Here is an 18,865-nt window from a genome sequence, read left to right as displayed (position 1 = left end):
AAATTAGTTACGCCGGCGCCGGAAGAATGGTGGCTTATCTAGGCCGCCATCATTGTCGTCGCTGTTATCTGTATCCGTTCGCCGGAAAATATCAAAATCAGGTTTTTCTGTCTTGGTAAAATTATCATTATTTTCGGGATTTTTACGCTGACTTGGTTCTTGCCGAATATCCCAATTGCCAAATGGATCATCATTACGTTGCTTATTGCCTGCAGTCCGTGGTGTACTTGGGGCTGCAGAGTTTGCTTCTGACTCGTTAGCCCGCTGCGTATCAAAATTACGACCAGCATTGGCACGACCAGCATTTGTTTGTGAATTTAAATTACGCCGTGCTGGCTGTGTCTTTTTATCATCATCGATCCCAGTTGCAATAACTGTCACAACCACTTCATCACCTAGGCTCTCATTGATCGAAGTCCCAAAGATAATATTAACATCGCTGGTTGCAGCTTGTGAAACAATGTCCGATGCATCTTGTGCTTCAAACAAGGACAAATCAGGGCCACCGGTAATATTTAGTAAGACTTGTTCGGCACCATCGATCGAAGTTTCTAATAATGGTGACGAAATTGCTTTTTTGGTTGCTTCACCGGTACGATTTTCACCAGTAGCGGAACCGATACCCATCAATGCTGAACCTTGATTTTGCATTACTGTTTTAACATCAGCAAAATCCAAGTTGACATAACCAGGTGAAGTGATCAAGTCAGAGATACCTTGTACCCCTTGACGTAAAACATTATCAGCTTCTTGGAAAGCCTCTAGCATTGGCGTCTTCTTATCGACGACTTCTAACAAACGATTGTTAGAAATAATAACTAGTGTGTCTACATGCTGTTTCATTTCTGAGATACCTTCAGCAGCATTTTTAGCACGTCTAGGCCCTTCGAAACTAAATGGTCGGGTCACAACACCAACCGTTAAAGCACCTAAGTCTTTAGCCGTTTTAGCAATGATTGGTGCAGCACCAGTACCAGTACCGCCACCCATTCCAGCAGTAACAAAGATCATATCCGCACCTTTAAGTGCTTCAGCGATCGCTTCTTCACTTTCTTCAGCCGCTTTTTGACCGATTTCTGGTGTTGCACCAGCACCTAAACCACGGGTCAATTTGGCCCCTAATTGGATCTTGGTCTCTGCATCTGAGTTATCTAAAGCCTGCACATCAGTGTTGGCAGTGATAAATTCGACCCCTTTTACATCTTCGGCAATCATTCGATTAACGGCGTTACCGCCAGCACCACCGACACCGATCACTTTGATAACAGCCCCAGTGTTTTGTGTTGAGTCTAAAGAAAATTCCATAACTTGTATCCTCCTAATAATCTGATAGTGCCATTATTCAAAGAAATTACTAATAAACTTCTTGATGCTGGCGAAACGCTCTTTCTTTGGTTCCGACGCTTCATTTTGGGTTGTGGTCTGATTGTTTGCGGGTCGGAATTGCTCACTATCAGTTTTAACAACTTTTCTCGAAGTATAGTTACCTTTTGTTGTATTTGTACCTTTAAGCGTACTTTGAACGATTAAATCGATCTCACTTAAATTAGCCGTATAGCTGATCAAACTTAATGCTTGGGCAAAAGAAGGATGGCGCAATCCCATCTCATCAGGAATATATAGCTTGACATTATGATCAAAGATGTCACTAGCTAATTCAACGATTCCTGGTAAAGCCGTGACACCACCAGTCATTACAATGCCGCCAGGTAGATCCAACGCACCAACTTTACGTAAAGCTTGATTCATTTTTTCGAAGATTTGCGTCAATCGAGCTTCAATAATTTCGGCAAGGTATTTCTCATTAACTGTAATTGGCGCATCCTTGCCCACGACCTCAACTGGAAAATCTTCTTCTGAAGATGCTTGTAACGAATCAGCATAACCATAATCACGTTTTACTTTTTCAGCACTGTCAAAGGATGTATTTAACACAACGGAAATATCTTTTGTGATATAGTCGCCGCCTTCTTGGTCCACATAAGTATATTTTAATTTATGATCATGGATAACAGCAGCAGTGCTCTGACCACCACCGAGATCGATCAAGACAGTCCCAAAATCTTGTTCACCATCGGCTAAGGCTAATTTACCTAAGCTCAATGGATTAACAACTAATTCATTTAAAACGAGACCAGCACGTTCGATACATTTTTGCATATTATGAATGACCGTTTTTGGTGCTGTCAGTAAAATACCATGCATCTCCAAACGAACACCAATCATTCCGCGTGGATCTTTGATACCATCAAAACCGTCAACGATAAATTCATCAGGAATGATTGTCAGAATTTCACGTTCCGGTGGTAAGTTACGTACTAAAGCTGCTGCAGCTACGTTCCTAACATCACTGTCATTAATTTCTTTGGACTCATCAGCAACTGCAATCATCCCTTGACATGGCTCAATTTCGAGCAGATTAGCTGGAATTCCTGCAGTTACTTCATGGATCTCAATCTCAGCACGTTGTTCAGCTTGACGAACTGCATTTTGGATCGCAGCGACTGCCTTGTCGATGTCAACAACAACACCGCGGCTCAAGCCTTCGGAACGCTCGCTACCCACTCCAATAACATTCATTTGTCCTTTAACGTATTCCGCGACAATAACCTTTATTGAGGTGGTTCCAATATCAAGCCCAACGTATATGCCTGTGTTTCCCATAAGCGGTGGAACCTCCTTGAAACAATTTTCAGTTTAATTTTTTAAATATACTATATGCCTAGATTTTAACACACTCAAAGTTGGTTTTAAAAGCCTTATCATTACGGTTTAACACGTTTTCACATAACTTCAAGAAATTTTAAGCTTAAAATGGGTAAGAGTAGGCCCCAACTTCTAAATTAACCGTCCCTTTTTTTTGCATTTCTTTAGCAATACTTGGATAATATTGCATTTTTTTTGCAAATGTTGAGATTGTTGCGTAAACCTGATTACCATCATTCATATATAAATGTATCCGTTCTGGATTCAATTTAGTCGGTGTAAACCGAATTTCAGAAATACTATTACGAACTGTTGCTGGTAATTTATTATACTGCTTGATCATCAATTGTAATTTTTTACCAGACTTAAAGTGGCTATAAACCGAATGATTACTAGTTGGTTGGGCTGTACTATCCTTGGCGATCATCCCGTTTTCCAAAATTGGGTAGTACCGAGAGCCGCGCACCATTAAACCAACTGTTTTATAAGTCTTGATCTTGAGCTCAACATTACGTAAATGTCGAATCGAGATCGTAGCCGATTTGATCTTGGGTTCCCGGGTCGTCATCTTTTTAGCAATTGAATGCCGGTGTAACAACACGTCTACCACAGAATCTTTAGTTTGAATCCCACTAGCATCGATCACCGTTTGTTCGCTTAACGGACTTTGTTGATTGCTGCTAACACTGATCAAATTGATTTGACTTAAGGGAGAAACAAAATAGCCGGCAACCACTAAAATCATAACTAAAACAGTAAGTAATAACGCTAAGCGGCGAACTAAATGTTTATGCCGCAATTCACGTAAACGTGGTAGTTTATGTTCAATCGTCGGTTTTGATCGTGCCTTTTGCTTTTTCTGTGATTGTTGCTGTTGTTGCTGGTAAGCTTCCCAAGGGGTCAGCGCGGACGCCGGATCTTCTGCCGAAGTCGCTTTTTTTGACCGCTTAAGCTTTTTTTTCGCCATCCGCACACCTCCTCACTATTTTTATCACTAGCAATAGCTGCCCATTTAAACAGCATTGCCAACCGTATAAGTATATTAATGGATCAAATCCTGCATAACCTTAATAAATCGATCAGCAGCATCAGGAACACCTAACTGCCGGGCTTGCTCGCCCATTGCTTGACGCAAGCTTTGATCCTGCATCAAGTGGTCAGTGACTTTAAGTAACGAAGTCCCAGTCAATTCGTTTTCGGTGATCATCTCCGCAGCTTGATGTGAAACCAAGCTTTGCGCATTTTTAGTCTGGTGGTCATTAGTTACGTATGGACTAGGTACCAGGATTGAGGGAATCCCCAAGGCTGTGATTTCTGCTAGCGAAGTCGCCCCAGCACGACCCAAGATCACCGCAATATCAGGTAAAACTGTCTGCATATCATTGATGTAAGGTACAACAGCCACGTTAGCTGCCACCGTCTGCTCAGCAAGTGCTTTCTGAATTTTAGCATAATGTACGCGTCCAGAGACAAATAACACTTGATAATCTTTTTGATTCAACTCCGGCAAAGCTTCTAAAAATGCAGCGTTGATCCGTTCCGCACCACGACTACCGCCAAAAATTAAAAGTGTTGGTATCGTTGGTTGCAACTTAAAATCAGTTAAGCGCTGATTTGGCTTAATCCCCGCAACTTGTTGTGCCCGCGGATTACCAGTCAACACCACCTTGGCCTTAGGAAATTGTTCCGCCACTTCGGGAAAAGCAATCGAAATTCGATCCACATAACGACCTAAAAAGCGATTGGTGATCCCAGCTACACTATTTTGTTCATTGATCACCGTCGGAATATGTAGTCGCGCCGCCGCAAACAAAACGGCACTAGATACATAACCACCAGTTCCAACAACAACATCCGGTTTAAAATCACGCAAAATTTGCTTAGCTCGCCGTGTACTTTGCAAGAATAACTTGATTGTTTTTAAATTTTCCAATGATAACGAACGCTTGAAACCTTGCAACTCAATGGCTTCAAACGGAATTTGTTTTTGGCGAATGATCCGACTCTCTAAGCCTTTTTCGGTACCGATATATAGAACTTCATCTAATAAATCACGTTCCTTTAGTCGTTCCAATACCGCTAAAGCTGGATAAATGTGACCTCCTGTGCCACCACCTGAAAAGATTACACGCATAACGTTTAGTTCGCTCCATTTCCTTTGATCAAATCAGCTACACCATCGATAAAGATCTGGCCCCGGACTTCAAAATTCGGGTATTGATCCCAACTAGCATTAGCTGGTGATAATAAAATAATGTCGCCTGGCTGACTCTTTTGGTAAGCGATCGGTAAGGCAGTTGCTACATTTTCAACGATTTGAATGTCTTTGATTCCTGCTGCTTCACCAGCTTGAGCTAATAATTTAGCCGTCTCACCAAATAATAACAAACTTTTAACGTGTTCTTGTAACGCCGGTACTAAACGTTCAAAGGTAAAGCCACGATCCAAACCGCCAGCCAGTAAGATCACTGGAGCTTTAAATCCCTTTAAGGCCATCTCAGTGGCTTCAATATCGGTCGCTTTAGAATCATTATAAAAGCGCCGACCTTGCCATTCAGTTACAAATTGCAACCGATGTTTGACCCCAGTAAAGGTCCGCAAAACTTCGCAAATAGCTTCATTGTTTTGTCCTTCTAACTTAGCAACCGCAATTGCTGCCAACGCATTTTCCACGTTATGATCACCAGGAATATTTAATTCACTAACCGGCATCAAAACCTCATCCCGATAACAGAATTGACCATCCTTGACGTAAGCCCCAACTGTGCTTAAGCCTTGCCGGGAAAATGGTATTACTTGGGCCTTAGATTGCTGACTTAATTCACGCCATTCTGGCTGATCCCAGTTGACCACGAAGTAATCGTCCTTAGTCTGATTCATCGTGATCCGCATCTTGGCTTTAACATAATTAGCCCGACTACCATGATAGTCGATATGTGCAGTATAGATGTTGGTCAACACAGCGATATGTGGCCGTAACTTGGTGATGCCCATTAACATAAAGCTGGAAAGCTCAGTCACCATCACATCTTCCGGTGTTACTTTTTGAGCAACTTCGGTGGCTGGAACACCAATATTACCAGCCACATAGGCTTTACCTGCTGAACGCTGTTGATTAAGCATTTGCGTAATCAAAGTCGTGGTAGTGGTTTTACCATTCGTTCCGGTTACCCCGATCAATGGTGCTTCAGAAATTTCATAGGCTAATTCAGGTTCAGTAATAATCGGAATACCCTTTGCCTGTGCTTTTTGTACTAAAGGATTAGTGTACGGAATGCCTGGATTTTTGACCATTAATTTAAAGTCCTCATCCAATAATGCCAACGGATGACTGCCTGTGATCACGCGGATCCCCTCAGCCAACAATGACTGCGCATCCGGATTTTGATCAAAATCCTTTTTATCGTTGACCGTTACCAACGCACCTAATTTGGCCAGTAGTTTAGCGGCATGAAAACCGCTTTTAGCTAAGCCTAACACCAATACTTTTTGATTCTGATAATCCGTTACTAAATTCAAGAATATTCGCCCTTTTCCTCTTTATGGTTAAAAAATATATTAATTATTAAAGAAATGCGATCAAGTAAATGATCGAACACAACAAACCAAAGCCCCAGAAAGTCAGAACAACACGCCATTCAGACCAACCGACCATTTCAAAATGATGATGAATCGGACTCATTTTAAACACGCGCTTGCCAGTTAATTTAAAGACCGAAACTTGGATCATTACACTAGCAGTCTCGATAACAAAAACCAAACCGATCAATAATAATGATAGCTCACGATGCAGCAGGATTGAAATTGCAGCTAACGCGCCACCTAATGCCAATGAACCAACATCGCCCATAAAAATCTTGGCTGGTTTGTGGTTAAACCAGAAGAACGCGATCAAACCACCGATCACAGTCAAACAGAAAATCAAAATGTCCGTGCGTCCTTCTTTATACGCAATTACAGCGTAGGTTGCAAAAGCAATCGTTGCAGTTCCGGCAACTAAACCATCTAAACCATCAGTCAAATTGACTGCATTGGAAAAACCAACTAACCAGATCAAAATGAAAATCACATATAATACACTTAAATGAACTTGCCCGACGACCGGTAAGTCAATAGCCAGTGGTAAACCTTCATAAATATACACCGCAGTGAAGATCAAACCACCAATAATTTGACCAAGCAATTTCTGCCAAGCACGTAATCCTAGATTACGTTTTTCAAATAATTTGATCGAATCATCCATAAACCCTAACACACCGTAGAGTACCAGGATAAACAAAGTGATCCAAGCTTGAACGGTCATTTGATGTTGCCAATAGCCAACCCAAATTGTTGAAATGACGCTTGCAATCAGAAAAATTAACCCACCCATTGTGGGCGTACCCGATTTTTTTTCGTGCCATTTAGGTCCTTCTTCGCGGATCACTTGACCCTCTTTTTTCATCCGAAAATAGCCAATAAACAGTGGCAACACAATAAATGTGATGGCAAAGCTACTAACGATCGGAATCAACATCTGCGTAAATTGCATAACTCTCTTACTCCCCATTCTTATTCTACTTCACTTTTAAGGTAGCTAAATTAGTAAAGTACACTAATTAGCTTTGATGTTACGGACGATGACCATTCTTGTGGCAAAGTTCATACCGCAAGAAGCATGGCTCCACTTTTAAGGTAACTAATTAGCAGAACACACTAATTAGCTTTGATGTTACGGACGATGACCATTCTTGTGGCAAAGTTCGTGCCGCAAGAAACATGGCTCTACTTCACTTTTAAGGTAGCTAATTAGCAGAACACACTAATTAGCTTTGATGTTACGGATAATGACCATTCTTGTGGCTAAGTTCATGCCGCAAGAAGCATGGCTCTATGGCTTACTTAAAGTGACGGTAATCGTCTTAGCCGAATTCAATAAACTTTTAGCTGACAAACTCTGCTTAGTCACGTAACCAGTTCCCTTGATTGTGATCTGCTTACCAGTCAACTCAGCCAGTTTCAAAACATCACTCTTCGACCAGCCAGTTACATCCGGCATTGTCATCGCACCGTTGGTTAGGATCAATGCACGTTGATCATCTAGAATCACTTCATTGGCCAACGGCATTTGCTGAACGACAGTGTCCCCAGTCCCGATCTGCACGGTCTGTAAGTTTTCTTTCTTAAGCGCGGCTGTCGCAGCACTAACTGATTTACCCGTAATATTTGGCATCATCGTTTTAGATTCTGTTGTGGTATCACCAGCATCATAATCTAAAGCCCGTTTCATTAATGGATTAAAGATTTCCGATAAAATTTCGGTCGCCGATTGCGACATGTCTTGCGGTTGCTTCATTGTAATATACAAAACATACTTCGGATCACTTGCCGGTGCCATCCCGACTACGGAAAAAATATAATTGTTATCACCAGTCATATAACCAGCTCCGTTAGCATTGCTGATCTGCGCCGTCCCCGTTTTCGTTGCGATCTTATAACCAGGGATCTGGTAAGCTGTCCCCGTCCCATAATCTTTATAAGTCACATCTTCCATCGCCGACAACACCTGACTAGCAGTTGACTTACTAATCGGTGTTGCCACTTGATGCGGCTTATACTTAGTCGTTTTACCCGTCACCGGATCAACTACCTTCGAAACGATCTGTGGTTGCATTTCTTTACCATCGTTAGCAATGGCGGAAAAGCCCTGCATCATTTGCATTACCGTTACGTTAATCCCTTGACCAAATGAGGTTACAGCTTGATCCGACGTATGCTCATATTGAATGCTGCCATTCACCTCACCGGATAACAATGAATTAGTTTTACTCAAAAATTGGAACTTCTTAATGTAATTCAACCAATTATCCTTACCTAAAGCTTGTTCAATATGAACAAAACCAACGTTACTTGAAAGCGGAAAAGCCTTGCTTAAAGGAATTGAGCCCCAACCAGTTTGGTTCCAATCATGGATTGTTGTCCCACCGATTGTGATCTGACCTGACTGATAATTTGTGTTCGGTTGATACTTGCCTTTATCGATTGCCGCAGCCAATGTAAAAGTCTTCATAACTGAACCAGGTTCATAGGAATCACCAACTAACGTGTCCCGCCAAAAACTGCCTAAACCAGAACCAGTTTCCGGATTAAACGTTGGTCGCTGTGAAGCAGCTAAAATCTGTCCAGTTTTCGGATTCATTAAAACAGCGTTAAGTTGTTCCGGTTGGTACTTCGTTTGTACATTAGTCATCAACGTTTCCAAATAAGTCTGTAGCCGTGAATCTAAGGTCAAATAAACGTTTTTACCGTTTTTAGCGGCCTTTTTCTTGGCTTTGGTATTAGGTAATTGATAGCCGTAAGAATCTTCCTTGACCTCCTTGACTCCGTTAGTTCCAGCCAAGGTACTATTTAACGTTTTTTCCAAGCCCATAATGCCAACTAAATTTTGTGCATTCGCCACTTTGGTTGCTTTAGTATTCGCTTGCGCTAACCCAATTTGGTGTGATGCAAAAATACCATTCGGATATAAGCGTGCCGGTGTCTCTGTGAAATAGATCCCGTTTAAATTGGCTTTCTCGATTGCTTGTTTGATCGTTAATGATAACCCCTTACCCGCCGAACCAAATTCGACTTGGAAAGTTTTATCGTTAGCAGGATTCAGCCGTTTTAAAATAGCTGCACGATCTAGTGGTAAGTATTGACTTAATACCTTGGCCACTTTTGCTTTATCAGTCACATAAAGTTTCTTATGATTAATGCCGGTATAGTTCTTATCTAAAACCGCATAAACCGAATATGTTGTCGAATCTTCAGCAATCGCAGTGCCATTGGCATCATATATCGTGCCCCGTTTAGCACGTAGCACCGTACTACTTTCATATAGCGCGCTAGCCTTTTTGGTTAAATTCTCATCGTTTACATGGCCACTGATCACGATATAAGAAAAACGAAAGACGAACAAAAGAAAAACGCCCACTAAAATGAAAAGAAAGAACCCGCCAAATCTTTGGCGGTTCCGTCGTGGATTTCTCTTGCCCATCAATCGTTTATTACGTGGTACCTTCATTTACTAACATTCCTTATATTTGCTTCGTTAAAAGTTAAGCCATCTTTAGCTGCAACCGCATCTAAATGACTAGACTGCATGATCTCATTGATTGTTTGCTTTGCATCACTATTTTTTGCTTGCACTGTCGCAATCGTCTGCTCAACATCCTGTAGATCACGTTGTGCATCAGCAACTGAGATCTGTGTTGCCACGATAACGGTTGCTAAAGCAACTGTTATGACACCAGTTACCATAAGTAAAATTTTTTCAAAAGCGGATACTGCAACCCGACCAGCTGGAATAGCTTGCGGTCTTGCTGCTGGCGTTGTCTCTAATGGCGCCTTAATATGTATTTCTGGTTGGGGCGTGCTGGGCGCAAGCGGCTCAGCCAATAAAGAATAATCTCTTGCTGCACTTTCATCTGCCATACTTCACCACATCCTTAAAGCTTTTGTTTTTCAGCGACCCGAAGTTGGGCACTCCGCGACCGCCGGTTTTCAGCAACCTCTGCTGCTGTTGGTTCAATTGGTTTTTTAGTTATAATTTTCAATTCAGGTTGTTCCCCATCACCTACGATTGGCAAGCCGCGTGGCACTTCCGCAACACGCGCGTGCTCGCGATAAATGGTTTTGACGATTCGATCTTCTAATGAATGAAAACTGATCACACTGATCCGACCACCTAAAGCCAACAAACTAATTGCCGCTTCTAGTGACGTTTCCTCAGCACCTAGTTCGTCATTAACTGCGATTCGTAACGCTTGAAACGAGCGCTTAGCTGGATGGCCACCTTTACGCCTTGCTGCTGCTGGAATCGCTGATTTAATGATCTCAGCTAATTGCAGGGTCGTATCAATGGGTGCTTCAGCTCGCGCCCGTTCAATCGCACGTGCCACTCGTTTTGCAAACTTATCTTCCCCATAGCGGTAAAGAATTCGTTCGAGATCGGCGTACGGCCATTGATTGACGATGACATGTGCTGTCAATGGCTTGGTACGATCCATCCGCATATCTAGCGGCGCATCAAGCTTGTAACTAAACCCACGTGCAGCTTCATCAAATTGGGGTGAAGAAACCCCCAGGTCATACAGAATTCCGTCGATCTGATCAACACCACGTTGGGCTAATTCAGCAGCGAGATCACGGAAGTTAGCTTTAATAAAAGTCACTTTACCGGCAGCAACTTCAGCTTGTAATCGTCGTTTGCCATTATCGATCGCAGTTTGATCTTGATCAAATGCATACAGATGTCCAGCAGAACTCAAGCGGCTTAACAGTAGCTCACTATGGCCACCACCACCCAGTGTTGCATCAACATAAACTCCATCTGGCTTGACTTGCAAGCTGTCAACGGTCTCATTTAATAATACAGTTTGATGCTTAAACACTGCTATTCACCCATCCATTCATCTCTAAAAATCAAAATCTAACATATTCTCTGCAATTGAATCAAAGTTTTCCGCAATCTCCGCACTAGAAGTAGCCCAACGCTCAGCATCCCAAATTTCAATTCGCGATGAAACCCCGATCAACACACACGCTTTAGTTAAACCGGCGTGGGTGATCAGTGATTGCGGTAAATTGATCCGTCCCTGCTTATCCAACGTACACTCAGTTGCAGCTGAGTAGAAGAAACGTACAAACGCCCGTGCATCCTTCTTAGTTAGCGGTAATTGGCGCAACTTTTCCTCTAACGCTTGCCACTCTGCTTGGGGGTAGCCAAATAGGCAGCCGTCCATGCCGCGGGTCACAATAAATTTCGCACCTAATGCATCCCGAAACTTGGCCGGAATGATCAAGCGACCCTTTTGATCGATCGAATGACGAAATTCACCCATGAACATTGACAACACCCCCGCAAATGCACATTTTCAGTCTACCACATCCCCCCACTTTCTACCATAGTTTCCCTCAAAAACTAGTAAAATAACTGCTTAAACTTTTCTAAAGTTGATACTCGATAAAAAAAACGCCAAAATCAGTCATTCTGATCTGTATGTAAGCCCTTATCTCACCATACGATCATCGCCCTGATTTTGACGCTATATTTATTTAACACCATTGCAATACGATTAGCACTAAATATGCAATGACACTTGGTATGAATAGCAACCGCCACCATAGTTTAAAAAAGGTGTGGTAAAGAATCTCTCCCCGCCGCCAGGCTAAACCAATGGCAACACAGATTGCTACAGACGCTAGGATCATGATCAACAAACTAATTGCTTGATAATGATAACGAACCAAAATTAAAATATCACTGGCAATCAGTAAACTAAGCGTCAACCAATCGATTGGCGTCATGCGCCATTTAATATGTGTTTTGTGCAATACACCACCAATAATCAAACCTATCACTGGCATCAATAGTCCCAGTACAAGCATTCACTCTAACCTACCTTCTTTTGTTTCCACTACCCGTTCATTCTTATTCCTATTTTAGCCTACGGGAAAAGTGGTAAAATGACAAGAGCAGATTAATAAACCGAATGTGCGAAAGGAAGCGGCTAACGTGATCAATTATTTCAATACTACTGATGGACAAATAACACCGATTCCCGCTTATCAACGCAATTGCTGGGTCAATGTCGAGCGACCAAGTGCTGCTGAAATCAAACACCTACAAACTCGCTTTAATTTACCGGTTACTTATTTAACTGCAGCGCTAGATGATAAAGAGAATCCACGGACTGAAGGAACCGAACAATCGATTATCGAACGACCAGCATTGATCCTGGTTCGTTTTCCACATGAATCGGTTAGTCCCTTAGGTTATAACGAATACACAACTTATCCTTTCGCCATTATTCTGACCGCAGAAGTATTGATTACGGTTTGCAATCATCCAGCAGTGTTTATCCAAGACTTTCTGTTTCATCAACCCCAATTAAACATCAACAACCACGAACGCTTCACGTTAAAACTAGTCTGGTTTATTCATAAAAGCTATCTTAATTGTTTAGATGAAAATAGTCATACAATGGATACCATGGAAAAAAACTTAACCATTGCTACCGAAAATAACGACCTTTTTCAGCTGACTGCCATGCAAAAAAGCTTGATCCACTTTCAATGGGCACTGCGTAAAAACCGTCAGCTGCTGACCCAATTGCAAGCCAGTGAATTTTACTTTGAGACTGCACCTTTTAGCGAATTACTTAGTGATATTTTAATTGAAAGTGAGCAAGCGGCCACCATGACTGCCCAGCAGAAACAAATCATTGATGAGTACAATACCACGGTCAGTGCAATCGTTTCTAATAATCTAAATATCATTATGAAAGTGTTAACTTCGATCACCATCATTTTGACCATTCCAACGATCATCGGTGGGATTTACGGGATGAATGTACACTTGCCAGGTGCTAGTAGTGCGCGGGCCTTCACCTTTATCATTTTGGGAACAATCGTCGTCTCTTGGCTAGCTGCTTGGTGGTTACGCCGCCGCAATTTTTTCTGAAACAATAATTGCAATCTATTAAGAAACACGTTAAACTTGTCCTAAATTAAACCAATCAATGAGGTGGCAATAAAGCGCAATGAAAAAAGAAAAAACTAGCGGTTTCGCAAAATTAACTAAAATCGTTGTTTGGATCATGTTGATTGCAACGCTTGGTGGCATGGTCATAACTGCCGTCGCAGCTTTTCAATAATCGGTTAAATAAAAAAAGATTCGGCGCTGGCCGGATCTTTTTTTATAATTAATAATTAGGCAGTTTGAACGTTTTTAGGCATAAATAGATGTGGGGCACTAACCAATAACAACCCAACTACCAAACTGACTAAAACTAAATTTAAAATGGCACTACCACCATTAGCGACTAAGGAATAAATAACCGGACTCATTCCTTTGGGTGCATAAGAACCCCAGTAAAAAACACCAGCAACGAAATGAAGGAAATATTTACACAAAACACCAAAAAATGTCGTACTGATTGCATAACCAAGTACTCGTCCACGTTGCTGCCGACTGAGCGCATGTTGCACTGGGCTAGCACCAAAACCGATCAAACCTACTACTGCAAAAGCCAGCGGGTATTCGATCAGACCTTGCAGCGGGTTAAGAAAGCCGCCACTGCCAAAACCACGTAAAAAGAGATCCAGTAAGCCCCAAACTAAACCTGAACTTAAGCCAGCCTTCCAACCTCGGCGCAAACTATAGACTGCCAATGGAATAATTCCGTAAGAAACATTCAATGGGCCCACCGCATGTGGTAAATACTCCAACGCCATTGCCAAGGCAGCAATCACGGTTCCTTCGATCCAAACTAATAGATGTCGATTAGACATAAAAAATCCTCCCTATAGATCAATCGACTACAAAGAGGTTGCAAATTTGGCTTGGCGCCAACTACAATTCCTACGCGTGCGTTAACACAACAGGTTCAAGGGTCTGAACTTAATCACTCTCAGCCAAAAAGGCTCCCCTTTGCAGTTAATTATTTAATTGTTGTTTTTAGCATAAGCCTGTTTGCAATCGGTGTCAATAACATTATAATTTCCAACAAAAATTGCCTTTTAGATGTGAATTTGCTATGCTAATACTAATTTATTTTTAATAATCCAGAAAGAAGTGGCTAAGTTTGAAAGTGGCTAAGTTCGGCGGAAGTTCATTAGCTTCCAGCAACCAACTCCAAAAAGTAATTGATATTATTCGCGGTGATAGTAAACGACGTGCAGTCGTCGTCTCTGCTCCAGGTAAACGTTTTGCGGATGACCGTAAAGTGACGGACTTATTGATCGACTACGCTAATGTTGTTTTAAAAAAAGCGAATCCAGTTGCTATTCAACATGCCATTTTGGCACGCTACCAAGAAATCGCCACTGGCTTTAATTTACCAGCAAGTGAATTTCAACCGATCCATGATCATATTATGCAATTACCTGATCACGACTACCCTTCTGCGGACTATCTGCTGGATGCGTTTAAAGCTGCCGGCGAGGATAATAATGCGAAATTGATTGCCGCGATCCTCAATCATCTAGGGATGCCTAGTCATTATCTTAGTCCACGTGAAGCTGGTCTGCTGGTTAGTGCTACTCCAGGAGATGCACAGGTTTTACCTGAAAGTTATGCACAATTAGCTGCTTTTAAAAAGAGCAAAACGTTATTGATTATCCCCGGTTTTTTTGGCTACACTAAGGATGGTCAGATTTGTACTTTCTCACGTGGTGGCTCCGATATTACTGGTGCCATCTTTGCCCGTGCGTTTAAGGCAGAGCTATATGAAAACTTCACCGACGTTGACGCAATTTATGCAGCTAACCCGAATATTGTGGCACATCCAGCGGCAATTGAACATCTAACTTTCCGGGAAATGCGTGAACTATCGTATGCTGGTTTTTCTGTTTTCCATGATGAAGCGTTGATTCCAGCCATCGAAGGCGGTGTTTCTGTTCGCGTTAAAAACACTAACCATCCGTTAAAACCCGGAACATTAATTTCAGCTCGTAAGATCTATGATCCCAAGCGGCCAATTTCCGGTATTGCTAGTGATACCGGCTTTTTAGGAATTTACATTCGCAAGTACTTGATGAATAAACAAGTCGGCTTCGTCTTCAAGGTATTGCAAATTCTCGCCGAATATGGCATCAGTTTTGAGCATATTCCTTCGGGGATCGATGACATCACGATCGTGATCCGTGAACGCGAATTAACACCAGAGCTAGAACCAAAAGTTATCAAAGCAATCAAGGAAGCTATCCACCCTGATGATATTCGCGTGATCCATCATTACGCGCTCGTGATGATCGTTGGTGAGGGTATCCAAGATCACATCGGAATGATGGCTAAAGCCACCAACAGCATTGCCCAGGCTGGGGTTTCAATCGTCACTCTAGATCACGGCGCTTCACCAGTATCAATCATGTTTGGCGTACGCGAAAAAGATGAATATAACGCGGTTCGCGGCCTCTACAAAGCCTTCTTTAACACTGAAACAGCTTAATTTACAGTTAATAAATAACCGTCACCGGAAAATTTTCCAATGTCATTAAGTTAGTGACTTGACAATTATTAGTCCCTGAGGAAATCGCTCGGCTAATTTTAAAACCACCTGATTAGTCATTTCATGATTGCTAATTGGGTGGTTTTTATAATTTAAAGCTAATTTAAAGCGCACTAAAATAAGGGCGACGCAAGATTAGGTTGTCAGTTTACGCGACTCGATAAACAAAACTAACCGCACGCTTAGGTTTTAGTCGCCGCTTATTTTTACGCCCGGGGCGAATCGGGACTAAGTAGGTGCCAAGCTGAATCAATAACGCTTGAAACTTTGCCTGCTGGTTATTGCGGTAATAATACCGCACGATCCTAGTGGCCAGTTTAAAATTAATGGTGTCCCAATGATGGTGATTGGTCTGCGCGACGTAAGCTTGATTAACGGCTGCACTAACCACATTGTACATGATTAAGTTGGCGTAAAGTTCCATTTCAATAAACTGGTCTTTTTTGGAATGAAATTGAATGGCGCCAAGATCATATTTTAGCTTAGAAAAAGCGGTTTCGATGCCCCAGCGCAAATGATATAACCGTTTCATTCGTGGTAATGGAAACTGCTTTGCCGGAAGATTAGTGATCAAGACTTCCCACGCTGGCTTACCGTCAGCTGTTGTCCCAATTTGAAATTTACAAGCCCGGAATTTAACGGTACAAAAGACGCCAAAATCCCACCGCCGATCTTTGGTATTTTTGGAACGAAATGGTTGGTACTGGTGCCAATAATGTTGAATACAATGAATATTTTCACTACTTTTATGCGTAACGTAATAATGATTAGAAGTGGTCACGCGGCACGCGATTGCTTGATCACACTCACCATCTGGCAAATTTTGAATTTCTTTGATACTGCCGCCTAACTTGGCTCGAATAAGATAATGCAACCCCTGGTGCCGGTTTAGATTTTCAATTAGATTAAAGCTTGGGTAGCCACGGTCCATCATCACGATCGAATCGTCTGGTAGGTGATCAAGCATGGCTAAAACACTGCCGCGTTCGTCCATTGCCGTTTTGGGTTGGCTAATACAGTCTTGATAGCTTTTATTTAACAAGTCGTATAAAGTATTAACATGCATTTGACAATAAGGCTTATTTTTTGAAAAATCACAAACGTACTTTGAAGTAGGATTCCAAGGCAGATCAAAGTCCGAGCCATCGATCGCCAGGAAAAGCATTGAATAACTCAATGTTAAGGCTGTTACCCTGCATATTAAGCATCGTTTTAATCATCGTACCAGCAGTTAATTTCCGTTTACGCGTAAAATCCTGTGGTGAATGAGTGTAATCATGAATATGGCTAACTGTTTCATTGATAATTTGGTCCAGAACGCTTAAACTATTAGTTGGGTTTAACATTAGTGACACACTCCTTATCGGTATTGGATTGTTACAATTAGACCTGTGGAGGAGAAGGTTTAGTGCCTTCCCCTTTTAGTTTACCAAGTTTAAAGTAAAAAATAAGGCTTCAGCTACATAAATGATGTAGCTGAAGCCCTATTCTTTTTTGTCAATAGCTTAACTTAATGACATTGGAAAATTTTCCAGTGACGGTTTTATTTATTTCTGCGGAATTGTGTCATCTTCCCCAAACCATTTATAACTGATCTTCTTCATCGTACCATCACGATATAATTCCTTCATCGCTTGATTGATCTTGCGCTGCAAAGTTTTATCTGATTTACGCATCCCAACCGCAAAATCCTCAGAAGCAAACTTGCCTTGAGTAACTTGATAGTCCGCACGATTAGATTGATGATCGATATAATAATTTGCGTATACTCGATCGATCAGTAACCCTTGGATCCGATTGGCGTTTAGATCAATAAACGCATCGTTGAACGTACTATATAACACGGGAGTTTGATTCTTAATATAATTCTTCAATAAATTGGGCTCTGCTTCTAAACTTGAGTAGCCAGATGAACCCGTTTGTACCCCCAGTACTTTACCCTTCATACCGGCAAAGCTGTTAATTTTATCTTTCTTCATCGTTACTAAAATTTGCTTATTTTCCAAGTAAGGTGCGCTGAAACGAACAACCTTTTTACGTTGCGGTGTGATCGTATAGCCGTTCCAAATTAAATCAATCGTGTGATTACGTAATTCAGTTGCATTCATCGACCAATCGATCGTTTGAAAATCAACTTTAATATTGTACTTTTTAAAAACGGCCCGCGCTAAATCAATGTCAAAGCCCTTTAATTGTCCACTTTTAGCACGAAATCCCATCGGTACAAAGCTGTCATCTAAACCGACAATAACCGTTTTCCGTTTTTGGATTGTCGACCAAGAATCAGCATTAGCACTTTGCCGTGAGCAACCAGTTAGGCTGATTGTACTAAAAAGCATTAAGATCGCCAGTAAAGCTCCCAGTATTTTTTTGCGCATTATTTGGCCTCCTCTACTCCACAATAGTGGTTAATATCTTGGGCAACGTTGAATCGCTAGCCCAATTTTACGCATGGTATGTTTTATAATCAGCCCTATTTTTCTGGCAATGCCTCGACTCGTTTAACTGCATCGGCAATGTTTTCCGCGAATTCTAAATCATGGGTGACCACGATTTGCGTCATACCGTCAGCTTTTAAGCCGAGGATCAATTTTTCAACTTCTTGTCGTAAGTCAGGATCAAGGGCACTAGTTGGTTCGTCATAACAGAGAATTTTCGGCTTCATTGCTAATGCTCGTGCTAAAGCAACCCGTTGTTTCTGCCCGCCAGAGAGTTGATAGGGATAAAGGGTTTCTTTTCCAGTCAAAGCTAATCGCTCTAACAAGGCGCGTGCTTGCTTTTCTGCTGCGTCTTTTGTCTGCTTTAAAGCCAGCATTGGTGCTAACGTAATGTTGTCTAATACACTAAGGTTCGGGAACAATTGGAAATCCTGGAAAACGACCCCGATGACGCTATCTTTATCCTGATTATCAAATGGATCGAACGCTTGTCCGTCTAATAGAATCTGACCACTATCAATTCGTTCCAAACCACTGATACAGCGCAATAGCGTTGTCTTACCAGCACCAGAAGGGCCAACGATTGCTAAAACTTCACCATCATTCACGGTTAGATCAAGCTGATCCAAAATTAAACGCCGACCGTAATATTTGCTAATTGCTTTTAATTCTAACATCGGAAATCCC

General features: G+C 41.8%; 17 protein-coding genes and 1 pseudogene. 3 read left to right on the top strand and 15 right to left on the bottom strand.

From position 1 onward, the window contains the following. Positions 1 to 3 precede the first annotated feature (3 nt). The 11 genes from ftsZ to LC20001_RS06240 all read right to left on the bottom strand — a co-directional run bounded on the left by ftsZ (position 4) and on the right by LC20001_RS06240 (position 12,117). On the bottom strand, positions 4 to 1,305 hold the full coding sequence (ftsZ, locus tag LC20001_RS06290; RefSeq protein WP_003677492.1) for a cell division protein FtsZ: 1,302 nt from the start codon (positions 1,303 to 1,305) through the stop codon (positions 4 to 6). 33 nt (positions 1,306 to 1,338) lie between these two features. Next, on the bottom strand, positions 1,339 to 2,664 hold the full coding sequence (gene ftsA / locus LC20001_RS06285) for a cell division protein FtsA (RefSeq protein WP_003677490.1): 1,326 nt from the start codon (positions 2,662 to 2,664) through the stop codon (positions 1,339 to 1,341). A gap of 145 nt (positions 2,665 to 2,809) precedes the next feature. After that, positions 2,810 to 3,673, bottom strand: coding sequence for a cell division protein FtsQ/DivIB (locus tag LC20001_RS06280; protein ID WP_003677488.1), 864 nt, complete (start codon positions 3,671 to 3,673; stop codon positions 2,810 to 2,812). A gap of 75 nt (positions 3,674 to 3,748) precedes the next feature. Beyond that, positions 3,749 to 4,840, bottom strand: coding sequence for an undecaprenyldiphospho-muramoylpentapeptide beta-N-acetylglucosaminyltransferase (gene murG, locus LC20001_RS06275; protein ID WP_010009729.1), 1,092 nt, complete (start codon positions 4,838 to 4,840; stop codon positions 3,749 to 3,751). Positions 4,841 to 4,845: 5 nt separating this feature from the next. Further along, positions 4,846 to 6,225, bottom strand: coding sequence for a UDP-N-acetylmuramoyl-L-alanine--D-glutamate ligase (gene murD / locus LC20001_RS06270; RefSeq protein WP_003677485.1), 1,380 nt, complete (start codon positions 6,223 to 6,225; stop codon positions 4,846 to 4,848). A 46-nt stretch (positions 6,226 to 6,271) separates the two neighbouring features. Then, positions 6,272 to 7,237, bottom strand: coding sequence for a phospho-N-acetylmuramoyl-pentapeptide-transferase (gene mraY / locus LC20001_RS06265; RefSeq protein WP_003677484.1), 966 nt, complete (start codon positions 7,235 to 7,237; stop codon positions 6,272 to 6,274). 339 nt (positions 7,238 to 7,576) lie between these two features. Continuing rightward, complete coding sequence (locus LC20001_RS06260) at positions 7,577 to 9,751, bottom strand: penicillin-binding transpeptidase domain-containing protein (protein ID WP_003677482.1); 2,175 nt, start codon at positions 9,749 to 9,751, stop codon at positions 7,577 to 7,579. Further along, positions 9,748 to 10,161, bottom strand: coding sequence for a protein required for the initiation of cell division (locus LC20001_RS06255; RefSeq protein WP_010009730.1), 414 nt, complete (start codon positions 10,159 to 10,161; stop codon positions 9,748 to 9,750). Before LC20001_RS06255 ends, LC20001_RS06260 begins: the two co-directional genes overlap by 4 nt. A gap of 14 nt (positions 10,162 to 10,175) precedes the next feature. Then, the gene (rsmH, locus tag LC20001_RS06250) at positions 10,176 to 11,120 is read right to left on the bottom strand and encodes a 16S rRNA (cytosine(1402)-N(4))-methyltransferase RsmH (RefSeq protein ID WP_003677480.1); all 945 of its coding nucleotides are present in this window, start codon (positions 11,118 to 11,120) and stop codon (positions 10,176 to 10,178) included. Positions 11,121 to 11,144: 24 nt separating this feature from the next. Beyond that, complete coding sequence (gene mraZ, locus LC20001_RS06245; RefSeq protein ID WP_010009733.1) at positions 11,145 to 11,576, bottom strand: division/cell wall cluster transcriptional repressor MraZ; 432 nt, start codon at positions 11,574 to 11,576, stop codon at positions 11,145 to 11,147. A 208-nt stretch (positions 11,577 to 11,784) separates the two neighbouring features. Continuing rightward, positions 11,785 to 12,117 carry a DUF3397 family protein gene (locus LC20001_RS06240; protein WP_010009734.1) on the bottom strand — a complete coding sequence of 111 codons (333 nt, stop codon included), beginning with the start codon at positions 12,115 to 12,117 and terminating at the stop codon, positions 11,785 to 11,787. 127 nt (positions 12,118 to 12,244) lie between these two features. Here LC20001_RS06240 and LC20001_RS06235 point away from each other — a divergent pair, with 127 nt between their 5' ends. Both LC20001_RS06235 and LC20001_RS06230 read left to right on the top strand, forming a co-directional pair. Continuing rightward, entirely contained in the window at positions 12,245 to 13,192 is a 948-nt protein-coding gene (locus tag LC20001_RS06235; protein ID WP_003677476.1) for a magnesium transporter CorA family protein, read from the top strand. Between the two features lie 79 nt (positions 13,193 to 13,271). Then, positions 13,272 to 13,385: a DUF4044 domain-containing protein gene (locus LC20001_RS06230; protein ID WP_010009737.1), complete on the top strand. Its 114-nt coding sequence runs from the start codon at positions 13,272 to 13,274 to the stop codon at positions 13,383 to 13,385. A gap of 55 nt (positions 13,386 to 13,440) precedes the next feature. On the opposite strand, the gene thiT is transcribed toward LC20001_RS06230, so the two are convergent. After that, positions 13,441 to 14,022, bottom strand: coding sequence for an energy-coupled thiamine transporter ThiT (thiT, locus tag LC20001_RS06225; protein WP_003677475.1), 582 nt, complete (start codon positions 14,020 to 14,022; stop codon positions 13,441 to 13,443). 293 nt (positions 14,023 to 14,315) lie between these two features. Here thiT and LC20001_RS06220 point away from each other — a divergent pair, with 293 nt between their 5' ends. Beyond that, complete coding sequence (locus LC20001_RS06220; RefSeq protein WP_003679594.1) at positions 14,316 to 15,680, top strand: aspartate kinase; 1,365 nt, start codon at positions 14,316 to 14,318, stop codon at positions 15,678 to 15,680. Positions 15,681 to 15,888: 208 nt separating this feature from the next. Here LC20001_RS06220 and LC20001_RS06215 read toward each other — a convergent pair. From LC20001_RS06215 to LC20001_RS06205, 3 genes and pseudogenes are all read right to left on the bottom strand, one after another. Next, positions 15,889 to 17,086: pseudogene (locus LC20001_RS06215) on the bottom strand (IS4 family transposase). Between the two features lie 201 nt (positions 17,087 to 17,287). Next, the gene (locus tag LC20001_RS06210) at positions 17,288 to 18,118 is read right to left on the bottom strand and encodes an amino acid ABC transporter substrate-binding protein (protein WP_003679596.1); all 831 of its coding nucleotides are present in this window, start codon (positions 18,116 to 18,118) and stop codon (positions 17,288 to 17,290) included. Positions 18,119 to 18,213: 95 nt separating this feature from the next. Next, positions 18,214 to 18,855: an amino acid ABC transporter ATP-binding protein gene (locus LC20001_RS06205; RefSeq protein WP_010009739.1), complete on the bottom strand. Its 642-nt coding sequence runs from the start codon at positions 18,853 to 18,855 to the stop codon at positions 18,214 to 18,216. Between the last annotated feature and the right edge of the window lie 10 nt (positions 18,856 to 18,865).

Source organism: Loigolactobacillus coryniformis subsp. coryniformis KCTC 3167 = DSM 20001, assembly GCF_002706425.1.
Classification (GTDB): domain Bacteria; phylum Bacillota; class Bacilli; order Lactobacillales; family Lactobacillaceae; genus Loigolactobacillus; species Loigolactobacillus coryniformis.
The sequence above is the reverse complement of the archived record's forward strand: the minus strand, read 5'-3'. Positions and strand labels throughout refer to the sequence as shown.